Genomic DNA, 25186 nt, shown 5'->3' on the forward strand with positions numbered 1-25186 from the left:
GTTATTCTCCTTCAGGCGCCGGAGCAGCGTCCGCCTTGCGGGGACCACCACGACCACGACCACCCGGACGACCGGTGCGAGCACCGTCCGGACGATCACCACGCGGAGCGCGGCGCGGACGACGTTCTTCTTCGCGCGGGGCAGCGGTTTCCGGCGGCAATTCGCCGTTGGCCAGCATGTCGCCCTTGTAGACCCAGACCTTGATGCCGATCACGCCATAGGTCGTGTGGGCTTCGGAGGTGCCGTAGTCGATGTTGGCCTTCAGGGTGTGCAGCGGCACACGGCCTTCGCGATACCACTCGGTGCGAGCAATTTCGATACCGTTCAGACGGCCCGAGCTCATGATCTTGATGCCTTGGGCACCCAGACGCATGGCGTTCTGCATCGCGCGCTTCATGGCGCGACGGAACATGATGCGCTTCTCGAGCTGTTGCGAGATCGAGTCGGCGATCAGTTGAGCATCGGTTTCCGGCTTGCGGATTTCTTCGATGTTGACGTGCACGGGCACGCCCATCAGACGCTGCAGATCAGCCTTCAGGCTTTCGATGTCTTCGCCGCGCTTGCCGATCACCACGCCCGGACGAGCCGAGTAGACGGTGATGCGGGCATTCTTGGCGGGACGCTCGATGATCACGCGACCGACGGAGGCGCTCTTGAGCTTCTTCTTCAGGTACTCGCGAACGCGAATGTCTTCGGCCAGCATCGAGCCGAAGGCCTTGTCGTCGGCGAACCAACGCGAGGACCAATTACGGGTGACCGCGAGACGGAACCCAGTGGGGTGAATTTTCTGACCCATCGTGACTCCTTAAGCTCCGACCTTGACCGTGATGTGGCAGGTCTGCTTCTCGATACGGTTGCCGCGGCCCTTGGCGCGAGCGGAGAAGCGCTTCATCGACTGAGCCTTGTCCACGAAGATCGTGGTGACTTTCAGTTCGTCGATGTCGGCGCCGTCATTGTGCTCGGCGTTGGCGATGGCGGATTCGACAGCCTTCTTCAGGATGGCGGCCGCCTTCTTCGGCGAGAAGGTGAGGATGTTCAGCGCTTGCGAGACGGACTTGCCGCGGATCAGGTCCGCAACCAGTCGGGTCTTTTGAGCGGAGATGTGAACCCCACGGATAATGGCAGTAGTTTCCATCGCTTACCTCTTCGCCTTCTTGTCCGCGGCGTGACCCTTGAACGTACGGGTCAGCGCGAACTCGCCCAGCTTGTGACCGACCATGTTCTCGTTGATGTAAACGGGAACGTGCTGCTTGCCGTTGTGCACAGCGATCGTCAGACCGATGAACTCGGGCAGGATCGTGGAGCGACGCGACCAGGTCTTGATCGGCTTCTTGTCTTTGCCCGCGACGGCCGTGTCCACCTTTTTGATCAGGTGAGCATCGACAAACGGGCCTTTCTTGATCGAACGTGACATAGTGTTCGCCTCTTACTTGCGCTTGCGCCGTTGGACGATCATATTGTTCGTCCGCTTGTTGCGACGGGTCTTGAAACCCTTCGCCGGAGTGCCCCACGGGCTGACCGGTTCGCGTGCTTCGCCGGTACGGCCTTCGCCGCCACCGTGCGGGTGATCCACCGGGTTCATGGCAACGCCACGAACCGTCGGGCGGACACCGCGCCAACGCATTGCACCGGCCTTGCCGATTTGGCGCAGGCTGTGTTCTTCGTTACCGACTTCACCGATGGTGGCGCGGCATTCGATGTGCACACGGCGGACTTCACCCGAGCGCAGACGCACTTGAGCGTAGATGCCTTCGCGAGCCAGCAGGACGGCGGAAGCGCCGGCCGAACGGACCATCTGAGCACCCTTGCCAGGCAGCATTTCGACGCAGTGAATCGTCGTACCCACCGGGATGTTGCGGATCGGCAGCGTGTTGCCAGCGCGGATCGGGGCTTCGACGCCCGACAGCAGCGTGGCGCCAACTTCCAGACCGCGCGGAGCGATGATGTAACGACGTTCGCCGTCGGCGTAGCACAGCAGAGCGATGTGCGCCGTACGGTTGGGGTCATATTCCAGACGCTCGACCTTTGCCGGGATGCCATCCTTGTCGCGACGGAAGTCGACGACGCGGTAGTGCTGCTTGTGGCCACCGCCACGATGACGGATCGTGATGTGACCGTTGTTGTTACGGCCAGAACCACGGGTCTTCTTTTCCAGCAGCGGCGCGTAGGGCTCACCCTTGTGCAGGTTCGGGCTGACAACCTTCACCATGCCACGGCGGCCAGCCGAAGTCGGCTTAACTTTTACGAGGGCCATTTACTTCACCTCCGCAAAGTCGATTTCCTGGCCGTCCTTGAGCGACACGTAAGCCTTGCGCTCATTGCGACGACGGCCAACGAATCGGCCAAAGCGCTTGACTTTGCCCTTACGGTTGAGGACCTGCACGGACTCGACCTGCACCTTGAAGAGCAGTTCGACGGCAGCCTTGATTTCCGGCTTGGTAGCGTCAGCCACGACACGGAAAGCGACTTGCTGATTCTTCTCGGCAACGAAGGTGGCCTTTTCGGTCACGATCGGGGCCAGAATGACTTGCATCAAGCGTTCAGCGTTCATCCCAGCATCTCCTCGAGTTGAGCGATGGCCGGCTTGGTGATCAGCACTTTCTTGTAGTGGACCAGCGACAACGGATCGGCATAACGGGGCTCGACAACAGCAACGTGCGGCAGGTTGCGGGTGGCGAGGTAAACATTTTCATCAACGCTGTCGGTGATGATCAGGACCGAGTCCAGGCCCAGGCTCTTCAGCTTGGCAGCTGCGTCCTTGGTCTTGGGCGATGCCAGATCAAACGATTCGACGACGGCGATGCGGTCTTCGCGAGCGAGCTGCGACAGGATCGAACGGATCCCGGCGCGGTACATCTTCTTGTTGACCTTCTGGCTGAAGTTCTCTTCGGGCGAGTTCGGGAAAATCCGACCACCGCCACGCCACAGCGGCGACGAAGTCATACCAGCGCGTGCGCGGCCGGTACCCTTCTGGCGCCAGGGCTTCTTGGTCGAGTGCTTGACTTCAGTGCGATCCTTCTGAGCGCGGTTACCCGAACGGGCGTTGGCTTGGAAAGCCACCACGATCTGATGAATCAGCGCTTCGTTGAAGTCACGGCCGAAGATGGTGTCGGGTGCGCTGAACGTAGCAGCGGCCTGACCTTGGTCGTTCAGGAGCTTGAGATCCATTTACTTACGCTCCCTTCTTGGCCGGGGCCTTGATGGCCGGGCGCACGACGATGTCGGCGCCAGCGTGGCCGGGGACAGCGCCCTTGACCAGCAGCAGGCCGCGCTCAACGTCAACGCGAACGACGTCGAGGTTTTGAACGGTGCGGGTGACATCACCCAGGTGACCGGCCATGCGCTTACCCGGGAAAATACGGCCCGGGTCTTGAGCTTGACCAATCGAGCCCGGGACGCGGTGCGAACGGGAGTTACCGTGCGACGCGCGTTGCGAACCGAAGTTGTGACGCTTGATGGTACCGGCGAAGCCTTTACCAATGGTGGTGCCCGTGACGTCGACCTGTTGGCCGGCTTCGAACACCGATTCCACGGCGATCACGGAACCCGCCGCAAATTCAGCGGCGCGAGCGGGATCAAGGCGGAATTCTTTGAGGATGCTACCGGCTTCAGCGCCGGCTTTGGCGTAGTGGCCCGTTTGCGGCTGAGCCACACGCGAGGCACGACGAGTGCCATAAGCCACCTGGATCGCGGCGTAGCCGTCGGTTTCCAGCGACTTAACTTGGGTCACGCGGTTGTTCGACACGTCCAGCACGGTCACCGGGATGGATTCACCTTCCTCGGTAAAAATGCGGGTCATGCCGACCTTGCGACCCACCAGCCCCAGCCGGTGAGCGGCGGGCGTGGGTGTCGAATTCGACATCGTTTTCTCCATTCCCGACTGCGATTGGTCGGGGCTAATCAGGCAAAAGGTAACGGCCTTTGCCCTACGACTATGTTCAACCTGGTACGAATTCCGGCGGGGGCCGCCTTTCTTTTTCCCATAGTTGCTCTTGCCACAAAATGGCAAGCTTCGCATATTAGCACGTTTTTTCCAGTGGACACAAGCACTTAGCGCGCTTCGGCGCCACCGCAGAGGGTAAATCCACCACAGCTTGCATAGCTTGGTGATATTGGCGGCACTGGCCGGGGCTGAATGCGGTAGTGAGCGCCTGCTAACTAAATCTGGAAAAGGGTTTGGCTACCCTGCCCGCTCAGGGAGCAGGTGTCGGGCCAGAAACGCGACCAAAACAAAATGGCCGCACTCCCAAGGAATGCGGCCATCTTTATTTCGTGCCTGCCGGCGAAGGTAGCAGGCTCGAAGCGCTTTACTGCAGCGCGATTTCGACGTCGACGCCGGCCGGCAGGTCCAGACGCATCAGGGCGTCAACGGTCTTGTCGGTGGGATCAACGATGTCCATCAGACGCTGGTGCGTACGGATTTCGAACTGGTCGCGCGAGGTCTTGTTGACGTGCGGCGAACGCAGGACGTCGTAGCGACGGATACGCGTGGGCAGCGGCACCGGACCGCGGACAACAGCGCCGGTACGCTTGGCGGTATCGACGATTTCAGCGGCCGATTGATCGATCAGCTTGTAATCGAAGGCTTTCAAGCGGATACGGATCTTTTGGTTTTTCATGGCGTTTCCTAAAGAACGAGAGGCGAAGGCGACGAGGCCGCCCTCGCTGGTTGTGTGCTGCTTAAGTGATCCGAATTACTTCAGGATCTTGGCGACGACGCCGGCGCCGACGGTACGACCGCCTTCACGGATGGCGAAACGCAGACCTTCTTCCATGGCGATCGGAGCCAACAGCTTGACCGTCATGGCCACGTTGTCGCCCGGCAGAACCATTTCCTTGTCGGCCGGCAGTTCGATCGTGCCCGTCACGTCCGTCGTGCGGAAGTAGAACTGGGGACGATAGCCTTGGAAGAACGGGGTGTGACGGCCGCCTTCTTCCTTGGACAGGATGTACACCTCGGACGTGAAGTCCGTGTGCGGGGTGATCGAGCCCGGCTTGGCCAGAACTTGGCCGCGCTGGACGTCTTCACGCTTGGTGCCGCGCAGCAGGATGCCCACGTTGTCGCCGGCTTGACCTTGGTCCAGCAGCTTGCGGAACATTTCCACGCCCGTGCAGGTCGTCTTGACCGTCGGAACGATACCGACGATTTCGAGTTCTTCGCCGACCTTGATCACGCCGCGTTCGATACGGCCGGTCACCACGGTGCCGCGACCCGAGATCGAGAACACGTCTTCAACCGGCATCAGGAACGTGCCGTCCACGGCGCGCTCGGGCGTCGGGATGTACGAATCCAGCGCAGCGGCCAGAGCCATGATGGCCTGTTCGCCCAGTTCGCCCTTGTCGCCTTCCAGCGCCAGCTTGGCCGAACCCTTCACGATCGGGGTGTCGTCGCCCGGGAAGTCGTACTTCGACAGCAGTTCGCGAACTTCCATTTCCACCAGCTCGAGCAGCTCGGCGTCGTCAACCATGTCAGCCTTGTTCAGGAAGACGATGATGTACGGCACGCCAACCTGGCGCGACAGCAGGATGTGTTCGCGGGTTTGCGGCATCGGGCCGTCAGCGGCCGACACGACCAGGATCGCGCCGTCCATTTGCGCGGCGCCCGTGATCATGTTCTTCACATAGTCAGCGTGGCCCGGGCAGTCAACGTGCGCGTAGTGACGCGCTTCCGTTTCGTACTCGACGTGAGCCGTGTTGATCGTGATGCCGCGAGCCTTTTCTTCAGGAGTCGCGTCGATCTGGTCGTAGCCCTTGGCTTCGCCGCCGAACTTGTTCGACAGAACGGTCGTGATGGCCGCCGTCAGGGTGGTCTTGCCGTGGTCAACGTGGCCGATGGTGCCGACGTTCACGTGCGGCTTGGTGCGTTCAAACTTGCCTTTTGCCATGATCTCTATCCTTTGACTTTCAAGGAAATTTCGATATTTGCCGCGCCGCCTTTTGGGCGGACGCGGCGAGGGTTATTTACTTGGCCCGAGCGGCGATGACTTCGTCAGCGACGTTCTTGGGAGCTTCGGAGTAATGCTTGAATTCCATCGTGTACGTGGCACGACCTTGCGTCAGCGAACGCAGGTTCGTGGCGTAACCGAACATCTCGGCCAGCGGAACTTCGGCCTTGATGGTCTTGCCGCCGCCAACCATGTCGTCCATGCCCTGAACCATGCCGCGACGCGAGGACAGATCGCCCATCACGGTGCCAGCGTAGTCTTCAGGCGTTTCGACTTCAACGGCCATCATCGGTTCCAGCAGCACGGGGCTGGCCTTGCGCAGACCTTCCTTGAATGCCATGGAGCCGGCCATCTTGAACGCGTTTTCGTTCGAGTCCACGTCGTGGTACGAACCGAAGAACAGCGTGACCTTGACGTCGACGATCGGGTAGCCAGCCAACACGCCCGAAGGCAGCGTTTCCTGGATGCCCTTGTCCACCGCGGGGATGTACTCGCGAGGAACCACGCCGCCCTTGATGGCGTCCACGAATTCGTAGCCACCGCCAGGAGCCAACGGCTCGACCTTCAGAACCACGTGACCGTACTGGCCGCGACCGCCCGACTGCTTGACGAACTTGCCTTCAACTTCGTCGCAGGTCTTGCGGATGGTTTCGCGGTAAGCCACTTGCGGCTTGCCGACGTTCGCTTCCACGCCGAATTCGCGCTTCATGCGGTCAACCAGAATTTCCAGGTGCAGTTCGCCCATGCCGGAAATGATGGTCTGGCCGGATTCTTCGTCGCTGCGCACGCGGAACGACGGATCTTCCTGCGCCAGGCGCGACAGCGCCAGGCCCATCTTTTCCTGGTCAGCCTTGGACTTGGGTTCCACGGCCTGCGAAATCACGGGCTCGGGGAACTCCATGCGCTCCAGCGTCACGTGCGAATCGACATCGCACAGCGTTTCGCCGGTGGTCACGTCCTTCAGGCCCACGACGGCGGCGATGTCGCCAGCCAGAACTTCCTTGATTTCCTCGCGGTTGTTCGCGTGCATCTGCAGAATGCGGCCGATACGCTCCTTCTTGCCCTTGATCGGGTTGAACACGGTGTCGCCCGACTTCAGGACGCCCGAGTACACGCGGACAAAGGTCAATTGGCCGACGAACGGGTCGGTCATCAGCTTGAACGCCAGCGACGAGAACTTCTCGCCGTCGTCGGCTTGACGCAGGACTTCGTTGCCGTTGTCATCGGTGCCTTCGACCGGCGGAATATCCACAGGCGACGGCAGGTAGTCGATGACGGCGTCGAGCATGCGCTGCACGCCCTTGTTCTTGAAGGCGGTGCCGCACAGCATCGGCTGGATTTCGCCGGCGATGGTGCGCTGACGGATGGCCAGGTTGATCTCGGCTTCTTCCAGCGAACCGGTCTCGAGGTACTTGTTCATCAGTTCCTCGGACGACTCGGCGGCAGCTTCGACCAGCTTTTCGCGCCATTCTTCAGCCGCGCCTTGCAGTTCGGCCGGAATGTCTTCGTAGTCGAACTTGATGCCTTGGCTGGCTTCGTCCCAGATGATCGCCTTCATCTTGACCAGGTCGATCACGCCCTTGAACGTGTCTTCGGCGCCGATGGGGATCACGACGGGGACGGGGTTCGCGCGCAGGCGGTTCTTCAGCTGGTCATAGACCTTGAAGAAGTTGGCGCCGGTGCGGTCCATCTTGTTGACGAAGGCCAGACGCGGCACGCCGTACTTGTTGGCTTGGCGCCACACGGTTTCGGACTGGGGCTGAACACCGCCCACCGCGCAGTAGACCATGCAAGCACCGTCCAGGACGCGCATGGAACGTTCCACCTCAATGGTGAAGTCCACGTGTCCCGGGGTGTCGATGATGTTGATGCGGTGTTCGGGATAGTTCTTGGCCATGCCACGCCAAAACGCCGTCGTAGCAGCCGACGTAATGGTGATGCCACGCTCTTGCTCTTGTTCCATCCAGTCCATGGTGGCTGCGCCATCATGCACTTCGCCAATCTTGTGATTGACGCCGGTGTAGAACAGGATACGTTCGGTCGTGGTGGTTTTCCCTGCATCGATGTGCGCAGAGATACCAATGTTGCGATAGCGCTCGATCGGGGTTTTGCGGGCCATGGTGGGTTAGTCCTTAAATTACCAGCGGAAATGGCTGAAGGCCTTGTTGGCCTCTGCCATCTTGTGCGTGTCTTCGCGCTTCTTCATCGCGGCGCCACGACCTTCGGAGGCGTCGATCAGTTCGCCAGCAAGACGCAGATCCATCGACTTCTCGCCACGCTTCTTGGCGGCTTCACGGAGCCAACGCATAGCCAGGGCCAGGCGGCGCACGGGGCGCACTTCAACCGGCACTTGGTAGTTGGCACCGCCAACGCGGCGGCTCTTCACTTCGACGATCGGCTTGATGTTGTTGATCGCCAGGCTGAAAACTTCGATCGGCTCCTTGCCGGTCTTGGTTTGCACTTGCTCGAGGGCACCGTAGACGATGCGCTCGGCGACGGCCTTCTTGCCGTCCAGCATGACGACGTTCATGAACTTGGCGAGTTCGACGCTGCCGAACTTGGGATCGGGCAGAATCTCGCGCTTGGGTACTTCGCGACGACGGGGCATTGTTGCTTCCTTGTGTCTGTTCAGTTGAACCGTGTTTCATTACACGGCCATGGCCGTCCATGGAGACGACCCCTTACGTGCCGCGCACATTCCCATCATCTGGATGGCGCGGTCGCACTTCCCTAGTGACGGACTTCCGCCACACGGGGGTACTGCTGACTCGTTATTAAGCCTTCTTCGGGCGCTTGGCGCCGTACTTCGAGCGGGCTTGCTTACGATCCTTGACGCCTTGCAGGTCGAGGGAACCGCGCACGATGTGATAACGCACACCGGGCAAGTCCTTCACACGACCGCCACGCACCAGAACCACCGAGTGCTCTTGCAGGTTGTGGCCTTCACCGCCGATGTACGAAATGACTTCGTAACCGTTGGTCAGACGCACTTTGGCAACCTTACGCAGAGCGGAGTTCGGCTTCTTGGGGGTGGTGGTGTACACGCGAGTGCACACGCCGCGGCGTTGCGGGCAGTTTTCGAGCGCGGGGCTCTTGCTTTTGATGATGCTGACTTCGCGCGGCTTGCGCACGAGTTGGCTAATGGTAGGCATGACCTTTGAAATCCCTTTTACGTACCACTGGGTAAGTACTTACGTACTCGTCTCCTCAAGCAGTGAACTTTCGGAGAAGGCAGTTCGCGCAAAACCGCCTCAAACGTTCGTATACGTAAAAGAGCGGGCTTGCCAACAAACTATGACAAAACGCACAAAGCTGGATGCCGTGGAGCGACGACGCCGGAAAGACCCGATGCCGCGAAGCCGTGTGGTTTGGAAGACGAAAGGCTCGTGACGCACCCCGTGTCCCAGACACCGTACTTCTGAGCCCTACCGCGGCCAGTTTTTGCGCGCGAAATAAAGCAGTAAGCCCTTTAGCATAACTGAGATAAAGGCTTGCTGTCAAAGAAAATTGTAAGTCAGGCGACGTGGCATATTGCCGGCAGAAGAACGCCAGTTCGGCGGCGCTCGCGGAAATTAGGGCCACATACGCCAACAAGCGGAACCGAAAACCGGGGCCACTGAGCGCGGCCGACTGCGGGAAAACGATAGCAGACTTTCCGGCGGCGGCCGGCGCCTGGCGCGGCGGCCAGTGTACCCGCCCGCGCTACTGGTCGGCGAACAGGTAGCCGCTACCGTAGACCGTGCGTATCGGCAACATCACCCCGGCCAGCTCGGCCTTGCGGCGCAAGCGGCTGACGATCACGTCGATGCTGCGCGAACCGCTGGCGCGCACCGAACCGCCCTCGACCTGCAGCTCATCACCCAGCTCGGTGCGGCCCACGGCCTTGCCCGCGACTTCCAGCAGAGAGCGCACGATCAGGCGTTCATTGGCGGACAGGGAGATGGTCGCCCCCGAGGGCGCCGCCAGAGTCCAGCCCTGGTCGCGCAGTTCCCACTGTCCGTTCTGGGCGGCCTCGCCCACGGACGCCGCTTCCTGCCCCGCGGGCAGGCGACGGGCCAGGGACAGCAGGATGCAGGCCAGCTCGCGCGGATCCTGCGGATCTGGCAGACAGGCGTCCGCGCCGCTTTGCAGGCAGCGCAGGCGGCTATCCACCGACATGCCGCGCCCCGTGACCACGATGCCCATCGACGACGAGCCGTGCAAACGCGCCACCAGGGCGTAGCCGATTTCGCCCAAGGTCCCGACATCCAGGACCACGACGTCATAGCCGCCGCCGTTGAGCAATCCAAACAATTCGAGAGACGTCGAGCAACCGCGTGCAGAAATACCAGCTTGCAACAATGCGGACACGGCAATGCCGCGAGCGGCCTCGTCCGGTGACATCATAAGTATGCGCAATTGATTCATATCTGTTCCATCCGACCAACAACCTCGACCGGCTCCGCCCTCGCCATACTGAGGGAGGGGGAGAACGATTGAGACAGTGTGGCGCGTTGTTACGCAACAACTCCAGTCAAGATTCGTCAACTTTGCAATGTTTGACAGTTCTTGCCATAACGTAGCCAGCCGGGGCCTCTCCCGAGTTATCATTCGTTTACACCTATATATTCCTTTCTCATCTTGCAGTAGGGCGCCATAGCGCGCGCTTGCGTAGCAAACCTTCGCGAGAACACGTCTGATGAAAATCGCGTCGCTGGAAGACGACCTGGATCAAGCACGCCGCATCCAGCAAGTTCTGACCACTGCCGGATACGACTGCACCAGTTATCAGCAAAGCCGCGATCTGCTGGCCGCGCTGCGCACTGAGCATTTCGACCTGGTGCTGCTGGACTGGCATCTGCCCGACATCGATGGTGATGATGTGGTGCGGTGGCTGCGTGCCAATATCGGTCCGCGCATCCCAGTCATCTTCCTGACCAATCGGTCCAGCGAGGACGATCTGGTGGAAGGCCTGCGCGCCGGCGCGGACGACTACATCGTCAAACCGTTGCGCCCCCTGGAGCTGCTGGCGCGGGTGGCGGCCTTGCTGCGCCGCAGCCAGATCGCCGAACCTGCGGACGATGCCTTCGACGTCGCGCGTTATCGCATCGAGCCCGCCGCCCGCAGCATCACCCTGGATTCCGCGGTTGTGCCGCTCGCCCCCAAGGAATTCGAACTGGCGCTGCTGTTTTTCCGCAATGTCGGCCGCCTCATGTCCCGCGACGTGCTGGCCGAATGCGTATGGAACCGGGAAATTCCGGCCACCTCGCGCACCCTGGACACCCATTTGTCGAACATCCGGCAAAAGCTCCAGCTGCGTCCGGAACATGGCGTGCGCCTCACGTCTTCCTATGCGCTGGGCTACCGGCTCGAGCTGATCAGCTCGCCGGAAGACATCGCAGTCAATCCGCAGTAAGCGCCTGCGCGCATCCCTGGAGAAACGAGAGTCATGAGCCGCTGCCGCGCGCTTTCTTTGCTTGGCCTGATTTCCTGCCTCACGCTGATGGCGCCGGCGCACAGCCAGCCCGCCGGCGCGCTGGGGGATGATTTCATCTACCGCATCCGCCAAGGCGATACGCTGATCGACCTGGCGACCCGCTATACGCACAAGCCGGCCAACTGGAACCAGTTGCAGACCCTGAACAAGGTCGTCACGCCCGAAGCCCTGCCCATCGGGCTGGAGTTGCGCATTCCCCTGTCCATGATTCCCGTGCGGCCCGCCGATGCCCGTGTCGTGCACGTCAGCGGCCAGGCGAACGTCGACGGCAAGGCCCTGCGGGCTGGCGACACCGTGGCCGAAGGCAGTACGGTCGGCACCGCCGCCAACGGCTTCGTGACGCTGGAGCTGGCCGATGGTTCCAAGCTGACGCTGCCGGCTGGCGGTTCGGTCGAGCTGACGCGCCTGCGCCAGTTCGAAGGCACCGCGCTGACGGATTCCGTCGTCCAGGTGCAAAAGGGCGGCGTGGAATCGTCCGTGGCACCCGCGGGACAAGGCGTGGGCCGTTTCGAAATCCGCACGCCGGTCGCAGTCACCGGCGTACGCGGCACGCGCTTCCGCGTGCAAAGCGGCGCACAAGGCGTGCACAGCGAAGTGCTGGAAGGCAGCGTGCGGCTGCAGCCCCACGCCCCCGGATCGGCTCCGGCCAAGCCCGTGGCGGTGGCCACGGGCTACGGCGCGGCGGTCGGCTCGGACGGCGTGGTCTCGGGCATGCGTGCGCTGCTGGATGCGCCGCAGTTGGGCACGCCCACGCGGGCGGGCGGCGGCGCCTGGACCGCCGACGTCTCGCCCGTGTCCGGCGCACAGAGCTATCTGGTGCGCGTTTCGCGCGATGCCGAAGGCGCGTTGCCGGTATCGTCGACGAGCTTCCCCAGCAACGACATCCGCTTTACGGCGCCCGGTCCCGGCACCTACTACGTGTCGGTGCGCGCAGTGGATGACCTGGGCCTGAACGGGCGCGACGCGATCGCCACCTTCGAGGGCGCGAACATGCTCCTGACCTCCGACGGCTCTGGCGTGGCCAGCGGCACGGGCGGCCTGATCACGCTGACCGATTACTAGAGCCCGCCCCATGGCCGATGCCGATCCGCAGGACCGGACCTCGCGCTCAGGGCTGTGGCTAACTGTGGCTTTGGCGGCGCTTGCCGCCATCCTGGGCGCTTTCAACGGCCTGGGCCGTTTCGACCAGATTCTTTATGACCGCGCCTTGTCGATGACCGGACGCGGTGCCGATCCCGATATCCTGATCGTCGCGATAGACGATGACAGCGTCAAGGCGCTGGGCCACTGGCCCTGGCGGCGCGCGGTCCACGCGGCGCTGCTGGACCGGCTCCAGGGCGCTCGCGCCGTCGCGCTGGACCTGATCTTCGCCGAGCCGGACATGGCCAATCCGAACGACGACCGCATCCTGGCCGACAGCATCCGGCGCCACGGCCGTACCGTCCTGCCGGTCGTGCTGGACCGGCTCGACCGCCCTGCCGCCGTCAACGAACCCATCCCCGGCGTGTCGCAGGCCGCCGCCGCGAAAGGCTTCATCAACGCGCGCATCGACCCCGATGGCGTGGTGCGCGAAGCCACCCTGACCGCGCGGCTTGGAGACCGCCGCTGGAACCATCTGGCCTTGGCCATGCTCGACGTCGGCGGCGAACCGGATTCCGCGCAAGAGCTGTTGCAACGTGCCGCGCCTGACGGCAGCATCCTGATTCCCTACGCCGGCCCCACCGCGCATACGCGGACCGTGTCCTACCTGTCCGTGTTGCGTGGCGATCTGTCGCCGGAGGAACTGCGCGACAAGTACGTGCTGGTCGGCGCCTGGGCCACCGGCCTGGGCGACGCCTACCCGACACCGGTTTCACATGACGTCAGCGGCATGTCGGGGGTGGAGATCATCGCCAACCTGCTGCACGCCGCACGCGACGACATCGCCTATAGGCTGCCGCCCGCCTGGTGCAACGCGCTGTTTGCGGCGCTGCCCGTGCTGCTGGCCTGCCTGGCCCTGTGGCGGCTGTCGCCCAAGCGGGCCCTGCTGGTCAGCCTGGCGCTGTTCGCCCTCATCCTGCTGACCGCGCTGCTGCTGCTGGCCTACGCCTATGTGTGGTTCGCGCCCGCTGCGGCGCTGCTGGGCGTGACGCTGTGCTATCCGCTCTGGAGCTGGCGCAGCCAGGAGGCCGCGCTGCGCTACATGGACAACGAACTGCGCCGCCTGCAGCGCGAGTACCCGCCGGTGCTGAACGAGGCCGGCGCCCAGGGCGCGGGACCCAGCGTGTCGCTGGAGAGCCGCGTCGGGGAGCTGCGCCGGGCGCTGGCCCGCGTGCGCAACCTGCGCCGCTTCCTCGCTGACGGCCTGGACGGCATGCCGGACGCCACGCTGGTTTTCGATCAGGACGGCCGCATGCAATTCCGCAACCAGGCTGCTGTCATGTATTTCCAGCGGCTGGGCATGCGCCCTCCCCGCGTCGGCCGTCCAGCCGCGCACCTGCTCGAGAAAACCATCTCCGATCCCGCCACCCGCCAACGCGTCGCCGAAGCGCTCAGCGGCCAAGGCCCGGTCGCCGCGTCATCGCCCTGGAGCGCCGACCTGGAAATACGCGACCACGCCGGGCGCGACCTGATCCTGAAATGCGCCCCCATCCATACCGCCGAAGGCAACTTCGCCGGCACCGTCACCACGCTGACGGACATCTCGCGCATCCGCCAGGCGGAACGCCAACGCGAGGAAACCCTGCGCTTCATCTCGCACGACATGCGCGCGCCCCAAAGCTCGATCCTCGCGCTGGTCGAAATGAAACAGGAAAGCGGTTCGACCGAAGGCCAGGGTGAAACCCTGGGCCGCATCGCCGCGCTGGCCAACCGCACGCTGCGCCTGGTCGACGATTTCGTGCACCTCACGCGCGCCGAGTCGATGACGATCAGCGCGGTGGAGCTGGATCTGGGTAGCCTGCTGCAGGACGCCGTGGACGAATTCTGGGCCTCGGCACAGAAACGCGGCATCGAACTCACCCTCGCGCTACCGCTGCCCGGCGCCTACGTCCGCGGCGATCAGACCCTGCTCATGCGCACGCTGTGCAATCTGATCGACAACGCCATCAAATACAGCCCGGCGGACACGCGGATCGAATGCGGCATCGACGAGGAACCTGGCTTCTGGCGCGTCAACATCCGCGATCAGGGACAGGGTATCGCAGCGCAGGACCTGGCCCGCTTGTTCGAGCCCTTCTCGCGTGTGGGTGTGGAAACCCGCGGCGATGTCGGCGGCGCGGGCCTGGGCCTGGCATTCGTGCGCACGGTGGCCGAACGCCACGGCGGATCGGTCGAGGTCAGCAGCGAGCTGGGCGTGGGTTCGGTCTTCACGCTGCGCCTGCCGATGGCGCCGGAGGAAATGCCCGCGGCGTAGCCGCGGCGCTCCCTATTGGAAGACGTGCGAGATCACGGCGGGCTTGCCCGCCTTGACCTCCAGCGTCATGCGGTAGGGCGGCAGATCGGCGTTACGCAGCACCACCTGGTACTTGCCGGGAATCAGCCGCAGTTCCTTGACCGGCGGACTGATGCCACGCGCCACGCCATTGATCCAGACCTCGCCCCATGGGCGGATGTCCAATCGCACCTGCACGGGAACCGGTTTGGGTTTGGGAGCCTCTTCGGCCACGGCGGGAGTCTCCGCCGGCGCGGTCGCGGGTAAAGTTGGCGCAGTCCCAGACGCCTCGGCAGGCAGCGCCGGCTGAGCCGGAGTGTCGCCCTGAGCTGGCGCGCTTCCCGCGACTGGGGGTTGAGGCGCGGATTCCTGCGGGGTTCGAACCTCGGGCAGCGATGGCGGCGCCACAGACGTGGCGCCCGGCGCCGATGGCGGCGGCAGGGGATGCACCGCCGGCGGGTTCGGCTGGACCACTTCGGACCGGGTGATCAGCGCATTGGGCGCGCCCATGCCAGACTCGAACCAGGCATATACGCCCGCGCCGATCAACGCCACGATGAGCAGCAGCACCAGCAGCGGATGGCGCCCGCGGGCGGGTTGATGCACTGCGGCAGCAGCAGCCGGCGCCGCGCGCGAAGCCGGCGCCGGAATCACCGGATCCGGCGCCGTTTCGACCTGCGCGGCGATGCCCAGCATGCCGGCCAGGTCGGCCAGCGTCTGCGGACGGTCGGCGGGCGCCATGGCCAGGCCGGCGTCGATCACTGACAGGAAGTGCGGGCTGTATTTCGGCAAACCCAGGGACGCGAGCGGTTCGTAGGTATCTTCAGCCCGGCGTTCGGGCGCCGGGACGGGCTTGCTGCCAATGATCAGGGCGTGCATCACCGCGCACAAGGCGTAGATATCGCTCCAAGGGCCGCGCGGCCATTCCATCGAATCCGTGTAGAGCTCGAACGGCGCAAACCCCGGGGTCGGCGTGCGGGTAGCGCGGCGCGACCGCGCCACGACCAGTTCGGGTACCAGATGGGCACGGGCGTTTTCGTCCATGCCCACCGTGTCCAGCGAAATATCGCCGCAGATTTCACCTTGGGCATGCAGCGCCATCAAGGACGGCAGCAGATCGGACAAAAGCCGCTTGATGCGGGTTTCCGGCACGCCCCCCGCCGTGCTGGCGGCGATGGCGCTCAGCGGACGCAGTGCAAGCGGCGCGGCGCCGGAAAAAGGGCCACGCGGCGTCAGGAGGCCGGCGGAAGAAGACATGATCGGGACTGCGCTGTCGCGCGACAGCTGAATTAACTATGGAATAAGGCGAATATTATCCAATCCGCACCGCAAGGACATTGCCGAAAATGTCCGAGCGCATCAGGCTGTGGCACGATAGCGTACCGCTAAACCTCTCTACACCTTTGGAAGCCATGAAAATTCGCGTTCTGAGTAGTCTGCTCGGCTTATCGGCCCTGCTGGCGGGCTGCGCCGGCGTCTCATCCCAAAAGCCGGAAGCGCCTCCCACCGCGGAAGCCCTGGACCAGCTGCAGCAGGTACGCGACAAATATAGCGCCGGCCGCTACGGAGAAGTCATCCGCGGCGTCGCCACCTCCGACGCCCTGGCCACTTCCACCAAGGCCGTACGCATCGAGGCCTACAAGCTGCAGGCGTTCAGCTACTGCGTGAGCAAGTATCCGCGGCTGTGCGAAGACAGTTTCGCCCGCATTCTGGCCCTGGACCCCGCCTTTGAACTGGCGCCCAACGAAGCCGGCCATCCGGTCTGGGGACCCGTCTTCCGGCACGCGCAGGCACAGGTTCCAAAGTAACTTCCCTGCGCCAGACAAAAAAAGGCCGCTGATTTGCATCAGCGGCCTTTTTGATTCCGGGCATGCCGCGCCGGACTGCGCGCGGCATCCCTGCCGGGTGTTTCCGCTTATTCGGCGGAATCCTCGGCGCCCAGGTCGGAAGCCGGCGTTTCCGCATCCGAGCCCACCGTGACCGGCGAGTCTTCGAACGGGTTGGCCAGCTGGCGGGCGGCTTCGCGTTCCGCAGCCTCCAGCGCTTCCTTGTCCCTGCGGGCATGGTGGTAAGCCAGGCCGGTACCGGCCGGGATCAGGCGGCCGACGATGACGTTTTCCTTCAAGCCGCGCAGGTCGTCGCGCTTGCCCATGATGGCGGCTTCGGTCAGGACCCGGGTGGTTTCCTGGAACGAAGCGGCCGAGATGAACGAGTCGGTCGACAGCGAGGCCTTGGTGATACCCAGCAGCACGTTGTCGTAGCTGGCCGGACGGCGGTCTTCAGCCGTGACGCGGTCGTTCTCGTTCAACAACTCGGAGCGCTCGACCTGCTCGCCCGGGATGAACTCGGTATCGCCGGCGTCGACGATGTTCACGCGGCGCAGCATCTGGCGGACGATCACTTCAATATGCTTGTCGTTGATCTTCACGCCCTGCAGACGGTACACGTCCTGCACTTCGTCGACGATGTACGTCGCCAGCTTCTCGATGCCTTGCAGGCGCAGGATGTCGTGGGGATCGGCCGGGCCGTCCACGATCATTTCGCCCTTGTTCACCACTTGGCCGTCGTGCACCAGAACCTGCTTTTCCTTCGGAATCAGGAACTCGTGGCTCACGCCTTCCAGGTCGGTGATGACCAGACGCTGCTTGCCCTTGGTGTCCTTGCCGAACGAGACCGTGCCGGTGACGTCGGCGAGCATGCCGGCATCCTTCGGCGAACGGGCTTCGAACAGCTCGGCCACGCGCGGCAGACCGCCGGTAATGTCGCGGGTCTTTTGCGATTCTTGCGGAATACGCGCCAGAACTTCACCCACGGCAACCTGCTGGCCGTCACGCACCGTGATCAGCGCGCCCACCGGGAACGAGATGTTCACCGAGTGATCGGTGCCGGCGATCTTGACGTCTTCGCCGTTCTCGTTGACCAGCTTGATCTGCGGACGCATGACGATCTTGCCGCCACGGGTCTTCGGCGTGATGACGACGAGCGTCGACAGGCCGGTGACTTCGTCCACCTGCTTGGCAACGGTCACGCCTTCTTCGATGTTCTCGAAGCGGACGGCGCCGCCGTATTCCGACACGATCGGACGGGTCAGCGGATCCCACGTCGCCAGACGCGCGCCAGCCTTCACGGCTTCGCCATCGCCAACCAGCACGGTCGCGCCGTACGGGATCTTGTGGCGTTCGCGTTCGCGGCCGTTGTCGTCGAAGATCGCCAGTTCGCCGGAGCGCGAGATCGCCACGCGTTCGCCCTTGGCGTTGGTGACGTAGCGCATCGTGCTGGCAAAGCCGACGGTACCGCTGGACTTGGTTTCCACCGCGCTGGCCAGGGCCGAACGCGACGCCGCGCCACCGATGTGGAACGTACGCATCGTCAGCTGCGTGCCCGGTTCACCGATGGACTGAGCGGCGATGACGCCAACCGCTTCGCCCTGGTTGACCGGCGAGCCGCGGCCGAGGTCGCGGCCGTAGCAGTGCGCGCACAGACCGTGGCGCGTTTCGCAAGTCAGCGGCGTGCGGACCTTGACTTCGTCCACGCCGATGCGGTCGATGGTGTCGACCATATCTTCGTCCAGCAGGGTGCCGGCGACGATGGCCGTTTCCTGCGTGTCCGGGTTGACGATATCAACGGCAGCCACACGACCCAGGATGCGATCGCGCAACGGTTCAATGACTTCACCGCCTTCGACCAGGGCCTTCATGTTGTAGCCCTGCGAGGTGCCGCAATCGTCCTCGGTAATCACCAAGTCTTGCGTCACGTCGACCAGACGACGGGTCAGGTAACCCGAGTTGGCGGTCTTCAGTGCCGTATCGGCCAGACCCTTACGCGCGCCGTGAGTCGAGATGAAGTACTGGAGTACGTTCAGGCCTTCACGGAAGTTCGCGGTAATCGGCGTTTCGATAATCGAGCCGTCCGGCTTGGCCATCAGGCCGCGCATACCGGCCAGCTGGCGGATCTGGGCGGCCGAACCGCGGGCGCCCGAGTCAGCCATCATGTAGATGGAGTTGAACGATTCCTGGCGCACTTCTTCGCCGTGACGGTTGATCACGGGCTCGGTGGCCAGTTGTTCCATCATCGCCTTGCCGACCTTGTCGCCGGCCTTGCCCCAGATGTCCACCACGTTGTTGTAGCGTTCCTGGGACGTGACCAGACCCGACGAGTACTGCTTGTCGATTTCCTTCACTTCGCGGCTGGCTTCGGCCAGGATGCCTTCCTTGGCGGTCGGGATCAGCATGTCGCCCATGGCGATGGAGATACCGCCGCGCGTGGCCAGGCGGAAGCCCGACTGCATCAGCTTGTCAGCGAAGATCACCGTGTCGCGCAGGCCGCAACGGCGGAACGACTGGTTGATCAGGCGCGAGATTTCCTTCTTCTTCAGCGCCTTGTTCAGCACCGTGAAGGGCAAGCCCTTGGGCAGGATTTCGGACAGCAGCGCGCGGCCGACCGTCGTCTCGTGACGGCGGATCACCGGCTGCCATTCGCCGTTCTCGTCGCGCTCGTGTTCCTTCAGGCGCACGGTGATGCGCGACTGCAGTTCGACTTCGCCGTTGTCGTAGGCGCGCTGCACTTCAGCGACGTCGGTGAAGAAGATGCCTTCGCCGCGGCCGTTGATGCGCTCGCGCGTCGTGTAGTACAGACCCAGCACGATGTCCTGGGACGGCACGATCGACGGTTCGCCGTTGGCGGGGAACAGCACGTTGTTCGAAGCCAGCATCAGCGTGCGCGCTTCCAGCTGGGCTTCCAGCGACAGCGGCACGTGCACGGCCATCTGGTCACCGTCGAAGTCGGCGTTGAACGCCGCGCAAACCAGCGGGTGCAGCTGGATGGCCTTGCCTTCGATCAGGACCGGCTCGAACGCCTGGATGCCCAAACGGTGCAGCGTGGGCGCACGGTTCAGCATGACCGGGTGTTCGCGGATGACTTCTTCCAGGATGTCCCAGACCACCGGTTCCTGGCTTTCCACCAGCTTCTTGGCAGCCTTGATGGTCGTGGCCAGGCCCATCATCTCCAGACGATTGAAGATGAACGGCTTGAACAGTTCCAGGGCCATCAGCTTGGGCAGGCCGCACTGATGCAGCTTGAGCTGCGGACCCACCACGATGACCGAACGGCCCGAGTAGTCGACGCGCTTGCCCAGCAGGTTCTGACGGAAACGACCGCTCTTGCCCTTGATCATGTCGGCCAGGGACTTGAGCTGGCGCTTGTTGGCGCCCGTCATGGCCTTGCCGCGGCGACCGTTGTCCAGCAGCGAGTCGACGGCTTCCTGCAGCATCCGCTTTTCGTTGCGCAGGATGATTTCCGGAGCCTTCAGCTCCAGCAGGCGCTTCAAGCGGTTGTTGCGGTTGATGACGCGGCGGTACAGGTCGTTCAGGTCGGAGGTCGCGAAGCGGCCGCCGTCCAGCGGCACCAGCGGACGCAGGTCCGGCGGCAGCACGGGCAGCACTTCCATGACCATCCACTCGGCCTTGATGCCGGACTTCTGGAAGCCTTCCAGCACCTTCAGGCGCTTGGAGATCTTCTTGATCTTGGCTTCCGAGCTGGTGGCCTTCAGTTCGCCGCGCAGCGTTTCCACTTCGCGGTCGATGTCGATGGTGCGCAGCAGTTCGCGCACGGCTTCCGCGCCCATCAGGGCACGGAAGTCGTCGCCGTACTCTTCGGTCTTGGCGAGGAAATCGTCATCCGACATGATCTGGCCGCGCTTGAGCGGCGTCATGCCGGGTTCGATCACGCACCAGGCTTCGAAGTACAGCACGCGTTCGATGTCGCGCAGGGTCATGTCGAGCACCATGCCCAGACGCGACGGCAGGCTCTTCAGGAACCAGATGTGCGCGACGGGGCTGGCCAGCTCGATGTGGCCCATGCGTTCACGGCGAACCTTGGCGACGGTGACTTCCACGCCGCACTTTTCGCAGATCACGCCACGATGCTTCAGGCGCTTGTACTTGCCGCACAAGCACTCGTAGTCTTTGATCGGGCCAAAGATCTTGGAGCAGAACAGGCCGTCGCGCTCGGGCTTGAACGTACGGTAGTTGATGGTCTCGGGCTTGCGAACTTCGCCGTAGGACCACGAACGGATCTTCTCGGGCGAGGCGATGCCGATCTTGATGGCATCGAACTGCTCGTCTTGCGAGACTTGCTTAAAGAGGTCGAGTAGCGCTTTCATTAGTTACGCTCCAAATCCATGTCCAGGGCCAACGAGCGGATTTCCTTGACCAGCACGTTGAACGATTCCGGCATGCCGGCGTCGATGACGTGATCGCCCTTGACGATGTTTTCGTATACCTTGGTACGGCCGGTGATGTCGTCGGACTTCACCGTCAGCATTTCCTGCAGGGTGTAGGCGGCGCCGTATGCTTCCAGCGCCCACACTTCCATTTCCCCGAAACGCTGACCGCCGAACTGCGCCTTGCCGCCCAGAGGCTGCTGGGTAACCAGCGAGTACGGGCCGGTCGAACGCGCGTGCATCTTGTCGTCGACCAAGTGGTGCAGCTTCAGGTAGTGCATGTAGCCGACCGTGACGGGGCGCTCGAACTGCTCGCCGGTGCGGCCGTCGTACAGCCACGCCTGCGTACGCGAAGGCGTCAGCGCCATGCGCTTGGCGACGTCGTCCGGATAGGCCAGTTCCAGCATCGTGGTGATTTCCTCTTCGGTCGCGCCGTCGAAGACGGGCGTCGCGAACGGCACGCCGTTCTTGAGGTTCTGGGCCATTTCCATGACTTCTTCGTCGGTCAGCTCGTCGATGCGCGCGCCGGTGCCGGTCGTGTTGTAGACCTTGTCCAGATAGGCGCGGACGTTCTTGACCTGCGCAGTGCGCTCGTCGCGCAGCATGTCGGCGATGCGGTGGCCCACGCCCTTGGCAGCCCAGCCCAAGTGCACTTCCAGCACCTGGCCGACGTTCATCCGCGAGGGCACGCCCAGCGGGTTCAGAACGATGTCGGCCGGCGTGCCGTCAGCCATGTGCGGCATGTCTTCCACCGGGGTGATGCGCGAGACCACGCCCTTGTTGCCGTGACGGCCTGCCATCTTGTCGCCAGGCTGCAGACGACGCTTCACGGCCAGGTAGACCTTGATCATCTTCAGCACGCCCGGGGGCAGCTCGTCGCCTTGCGTCAGCTTCTTGCGCTTTTCTTCGAAAGCCAGGTCGAACTGGTGGCGCTTCTGCTCCAGCGATTCCTTGGCCTGCTCCAGCACGACGGCGTGCGGCTCGTCGGCCAGGCGGATGTCGAACCACTGCCAGCGGTCCAGATCAGCCAGGTAAGCCTTGGTGATCGTGGCGCCCTTGGCCAGCTTGCGCGGGCCGCCGTTGACGGTCTTGTTGACCAGCATCTTTTCGATACGGTCGAACTGGTCGTTTTCAACGATGCGCAGCTGGTCGTTCAGGTCCTGGCGATAGCGGCGCAGTTCATCGTCGATGATGGACTGGGCGCGCTTGTCGCGCACGATGCCTTCACGCGTGAACACTTGCACGTCGATCACGGTGCCGGTCATGCCCGAGGGCACGCGCAGCGAGGTGTCCTTAACGTCGGACGCCTTTTCACCGAAGATGGCGCGCAGCAGCTTTTCTTCCGGCGTCAGCTGGGTTTCGCCCTTGGGCGTGACCTTGCCGACCAGCACGTCGTCGGCGCTGACTTCGGCGCCGATGTACGTGATGCCCGAATCGTCCAGACGGTTCAGTTGCGTCTCGGCCAGGTTGCTGATGTCGCGCGTGATTTCTTCCGGACCCAGCTTGGTGTCGCGGGCGACAACCGTCAGTTCCTCGATGTGCACCGAGGTGTAGCGGTCATCGGCAACAACCTTTTCGGAGATCAGGATCGAGTCTTCGAAGTTGTAGCCGTTCCAGGGCATGAACGCGATCAGCATGTTCTGACCCAGGGCGAGTTCGCCCAGGTCGGTCGATGCGCCGTCAGCCAGCACGTCACCCTTGGCGACCTTGTCGCCACGCTTGACGATGGGACGCTGGTTGATGTTCGTGTTCTGGTTGGAACGGGTGTACTTGATCAGGTTGTAGATGTCGACGCCGACTTCGCCAGCGACGTTTTCTTCATCGTTCACGCGGATCACGACGCGCTCGGCGTCGACGTGGTCGACCAGGCCGCCACGCAGGGCTTGCACGGTCGTACCCGAGTCAACGGCCACGGTGCGCTCGATGCCCGTACCCACGACCGGCTTTTCCGGACGCAGGCAAGGCACGGCCTGGCGTTGCATGTTGGCGCCCATCAGCGCGCGGTTCGCGTCGTCGTGCTCCAGGAACGGAATCAGCGAGGCAGCGACCGACACGATCTGCGACGGGGCAACGTCCATGTAATGCACGTTGGCCGGGGCGGTCAGCATGGTTTCGCCAGCTTCGCGGCAAGCCACCAGGTCGTCCACGAAACGGCCTTCCTCGTCCAGCGCGGCGTTGGCCTGCGCGATGACGTAGTGGCTTTCTTCGATGGCCGACAGGTAGTCGATCTGCTCGCTGACCTTGCCGTCAATGATCTTGCGGTAAGGCGTTTCCAGGAAGCCGTACTCGTTCAGGCGAGCGTACAGCGCCATGGAGTTGATCAGGCCGATGTTCGGGCCTTCCGGCGTTTCGATCGGGCACACGCGGCCGTAGTGGGTCGGGTGCACGTCGCGGACTTCGAAGCCGGCGCGCTCGCGTGTCAGACCGCCCGGGCCCAGTGCGGAAACGCGACGCTTGTGCGTGATTTCCGACAGCGGGTTGGTTTGGTCCATGAACTGCGACAGCTGGCTCGAACCGAAGAACTCCTTGATGGCAGCCGAGATCGGCTTGGAGTTGATCAGGTCGTGCGGCATCAGGTTTTCCGTCTCGGCCTGGCCCAGACGTTCCTTGACGGCGCGCTCGACGCGCACCAGGCCGGCGCGGAACTGGTTCTCGGCCAGTTCGCCGACGCAACGCACGCGGCGGTTGCCCAGGTGATCGATGTCGTCGATCTGGCCACGGCCGTTACGCAGCTCGACCAGCACCTTGATGGTTTCAAGGATGTCTTCGTTGGTCAGCGTCATCGGACCCGTGATGTCTTCACCACGGCCCAGACGGCTGTTGACCTTCATGCGGCCGACGCGCGACAGATCGTACGTTTCTTCGCTGTAGAACAGACGCTGGAACAGCGCTTCCACCGCTTCTTCGGTGGGCGGTTCGCCAGGACGCATCATGCGGTAGATGGCAACTCGCGCGGCCATCTGGTCGGCGGTTTCATCGGTGCGCAGCGTTTGCGAGATGTACGGGCCGCGGTCCAGGTCGTTCGTGTAGAGGGCTTGGATGTCGTGCACGTTGGCGGCGCGCAGGGCGCCCAGCACGCTTTCCGTGATCTCGTCGTTGGCGTTGGCGATGACTTCGCCGGTGTCCGGGTCGACGATGTTCTTGGCCAGCACGCGGCCGTACAGGAAGTCTTCCGGCACGGAGATGCGCTGGATGCCGCCGGCAGCCAGGTCGCGCAGATGCTTGGCGTTGATGCGCTTGTCTTTTTCGACAATGACCTTGCCGCTGCGGTCGCTGATGTCGAAACGGGCCATTTCGCCCTTCCAACGCTCAGGCACGAATTCCATCATCGCGCCTTCGCTCTTCAATTCGAAGTTGTCGAAGTCGAAGAAGTTGGCCAGGATCGATTCCGGCGTCATGCCGATGGCCTTGCACAGAATCGTGACGGGCATCTTGCGGCGACGGTCGACGCGGAAGAACAGGACGTCCTTCGGATCGAATTCGAAGTCCAGCCACGAGCCGCGGTAAGGAATCACGCGGGCCGAGAACAGGAGCTTGCCGGAGCTGTGGGTCTTGCCGCGGTCGTGCTCGAAGAACACGCCAGGCGAGCGGTGCAGCTGCGAAACGATGACACGCTCGGTGCCGTTGATGACGAAGGAACCCGTGCCCGTCATGAGCGGAATTTCGCCCATGTAGACTTCCTGTTCCTTCACTTCCTTCACGGTGGGCTTGCTGACTTCGCGGTCAAGCAGCACCAGGCGGACCTTGGCTCGCAGGGGCGAGGCATAGGTCAGGCCACGTTGCTGACATTCCTTGACATCGAACACCGGTTCGCCGAGCACATAGCTCACGAACTCCAAGCGCGCCATACCGTTGTGACTAACGATCGGGAAAATCGACGAGAACGCCGCCTGCAAACCGTCGGCTACGCGATCGGACGGGGCGGTATCCGCCTGCAGGAAAGTTAGGTAGGATTGAAGCTGTGTCGCCAACAGGAAGGGAACGTTTTGAACGTCTTCACGCTTGGCGAAGCTTTTGCGGATGCGCTTTTTTTCGGTGTACGAGTAAGGCATGAGCACTCCGACTCGAGGTTGCATGGGCCGTCAACCACGGCCCCAGGTGATACGACTCCAGGAAACCCCCCTGTAAAGGGC

At 63.1% G+C, this 25186-nt stretch carries 20 protein-coding genes; 4 read left to right on the forward strand and 16 right to left on the reverse strand.

Annotated features, from left to right (window positions below):
- Position 1 precedes the first annotated feature (1 nt).
- The 13 genes from rpsC to NGK62_RS11250 all read right to left on the reverse strand — a co-directional run bounded on the left by rpsC (position 2) and on the right by NGK62_RS11250 (position 10238).
- Positions 2–796 (reverse strand): 30S ribosomal protein S3, encoded by a 795-nt coding sequence (rpsC, locus tag NGK62_RS11190; protein ID WP_042795906.1) that lies wholly within the window; start codon positions 794–796, stop codon positions 2–4.
- Between the two features lie 9 nt (positions 797–805).
- Positions 806–1135 carry a 50S ribosomal protein L22 gene (gene rplV, locus NGK62_RS11195; RefSeq protein WP_043541551.1) on the reverse strand — a complete coding sequence of 110 codons (330 nt, stop codon included), beginning with the start codon at positions 1133–1135 and terminating at the stop codon, positions 806–808.
- Between the two features lie 3 nt (positions 1136–1138).
- Positions 1139–1414 (reverse strand): 30S ribosomal protein S19, encoded by a 276-nt coding sequence (rpsS, locus tag NGK62_RS11200; RefSeq protein WP_006216555.1) that lies wholly within the window; start codon positions 1412–1414, stop codon positions 1139–1141.
- Between the two features lie 12 nt (positions 1415–1426).
- Entirely contained in the window at positions 1427–2254 is an 828-nt protein-coding gene (rplB, locus tag NGK62_RS11205) for a 50S ribosomal protein L2 (RefSeq protein ID WP_025136344.1), read from the reverse strand.
- Positions 2255–2551 carry a 50S ribosomal protein L23 gene (gene rplW / locus NGK62_RS11210; RefSeq protein ID WP_006216557.1) on the reverse strand — a complete coding sequence of 99 codons (297 nt, stop codon included), beginning with the start codon at positions 2549–2551 and terminating at the stop codon, positions 2255–2257. It abuts the gene before it with no gap.
- A complete protein-coding gene (gene rplD, locus NGK62_RS11215; RefSeq protein WP_013397019.1) occupies positions 2548–3168 on the reverse strand; it encodes a 50S ribosomal protein L4 in 621 nt (206 codons plus the stop codon). Before rplD ends, rplW begins: the two co-directional genes overlap by 4 nt.
- Before the next feature lie 4 nt (positions 3169–3172).
- Positions 3173–3862 (reverse strand): 50S ribosomal protein L3, encoded by a 690-nt coding sequence (rplC, locus tag NGK62_RS11220; protein WP_008168945.1) that lies wholly within the window; start codon positions 3860–3862, stop codon positions 3173–3175.
- 445 nt (positions 3863–4307) lie between these two features.
- Positions 4308–4619 carry a 30S ribosomal protein S10 gene (rpsJ, locus tag NGK62_RS11225; RefSeq protein ID WP_003806903.1) on the reverse strand — a complete coding sequence of 104 codons (312 nt, stop codon included), beginning with the start codon at positions 4617–4619 and terminating at the stop codon, positions 4308–4310.
- Between the two features lie 75 nt (positions 4620–4694).
- A complete protein-coding gene (gene tuf, locus NGK62_RS11230; protein WP_119449751.1) occupies positions 4695–5885 on the reverse strand; it encodes an elongation factor Tu in 1191 nt (396 codons plus the stop codon).
- A gap of 76 nt (positions 5886–5961) precedes the next feature.
- Positions 5962–8064 carry an elongation factor G gene (fusA, locus tag NGK62_RS11235; RefSeq protein WP_054459383.1) on the reverse strand — a complete coding sequence of 701 codons (2103 nt, stop codon included), beginning with the start codon at positions 8062–8064 and terminating at the stop codon, positions 5962–5964.
- Between the two features lie 18 nt (positions 8065–8082).
- Complete coding sequence (gene rpsG / locus NGK62_RS11240) at positions 8083–8553, reverse strand: 30S ribosomal protein S7 (protein ID WP_006216561.1); 471 nt, start codon at positions 8551–8553, stop codon at positions 8083–8085.
- A gap of 166 nt (positions 8554–8719) precedes the next feature.
- On the reverse strand, positions 8720–9097 hold the full coding sequence (gene rpsL, locus NGK62_RS11245) for a 30S ribosomal protein S12 (protein WP_005017264.1): 378 nt from the start codon (positions 9095–9097) through the stop codon (positions 8720–8722).
- 550 nt (positions 9098–9647) lie between these two features.
- Complete coding sequence (locus NGK62_RS11250) at positions 9648–10238, reverse strand: response regulator transcription factor (RefSeq protein ID WP_373429032.1); 591 nt, start codon at positions 10236–10238, stop codon at positions 9648–9650.
- Between the two features lie 385 nt (positions 10239–10623).
- Between NGK62_RS11250 and NGK62_RS11255 the strand changes: the two genes are divergently transcribed.
- Genes NGK62_RS11255 through NGK62_RS11265 form a run of 3 tightly spaced genes read left to right on the forward strand, consistent with a single transcriptional unit; the run spans position 10624 to position 14815 of the window.
- Positions 10624–11340, forward strand: coding sequence for a response regulator transcription factor (locus NGK62_RS11255; protein ID WP_059380278.1), 717 nt, complete (start codon positions 10624–10626; stop codon positions 11338–11340).
- Between the two features lie 33 nt (positions 11341–11373).
- A complete protein-coding gene (locus tag NGK62_RS11260; RefSeq protein WP_059380279.1) occupies positions 11374–12483 on the forward strand; it encodes a FecR family protein in 1110 nt (369 codons plus the stop codon).
- Between the two features lie 10 nt (positions 12484–12493).
- Positions 12494–14815 carry a CHASE2 domain-containing protein gene (locus tag NGK62_RS11265; RefSeq protein ID WP_251878349.1) on the forward strand — a complete coding sequence of 774 codons (2322 nt, stop codon included), beginning with the start codon at positions 12494–12496 and terminating at the stop codon, positions 14813–14815.
- Between the two features lie 12 nt (positions 14816–14827).
- On the opposite strand, the gene NGK62_RS11270 is transcribed toward NGK62_RS11265, so the two are convergent.
- Complete coding sequence (locus NGK62_RS11270; RefSeq protein ID WP_251878352.1) at positions 14828–16090, reverse strand: serine/threonine-protein kinase; 1263 nt, start codon at positions 16088–16090, stop codon at positions 14828–14830.
- Between the two features lie 155 nt (positions 16091–16245).
- On the opposite strand from NGK62_RS11270, the gene NGK62_RS11275 reads away from it, so the two are divergent.
- Positions 16246–16641: a TssQ family T6SS-associated lipoprotein gene (locus NGK62_RS11275; protein ID WP_059380282.1), complete on the forward strand. Its 396-nt coding sequence runs from the start codon at positions 16246–16248 to the stop codon at positions 16639–16641.
- A gap of 107 nt (positions 16642–16748) precedes the next feature.
- Here the strand turns inward: NGK62_RS11275 and rpoC are convergent, their stop codons facing one another.
- Complete coding sequence (gene rpoC / locus NGK62_RS11280) at positions 16749–20993, reverse strand: DNA-directed RNA polymerase subunit beta' (protein ID WP_059380283.1); 4245 nt, start codon at positions 20991–20993, stop codon at positions 16749–16751.
- The gene (rpoB, locus tag NGK62_RS11285) at positions 20993–25105 is read right to left on the reverse strand and encodes a DNA-directed RNA polymerase subunit beta (protein ID WP_059380284.1); all 4113 of its coding nucleotides are present in this window, start codon (positions 25103–25105) and stop codon (positions 20993–20995) included. The genes rpoC and rpoB overlap by 1 nt, the downstream gene beginning before the upstream one ends.
- Positions 25106–25186 lie beyond the last annotated feature (81 nt).

The sequence above is a fragment of the Achromobacter sp. Marseille-Q4954 genome (genome assembly GCF_943737025.1).
Lineage (GTDB): Bacteria > Pseudomonadota > Gammaproteobacteria > Burkholderiales > Burkholderiaceae_B > Achromobacter > Achromobacter bronchisepticus_A.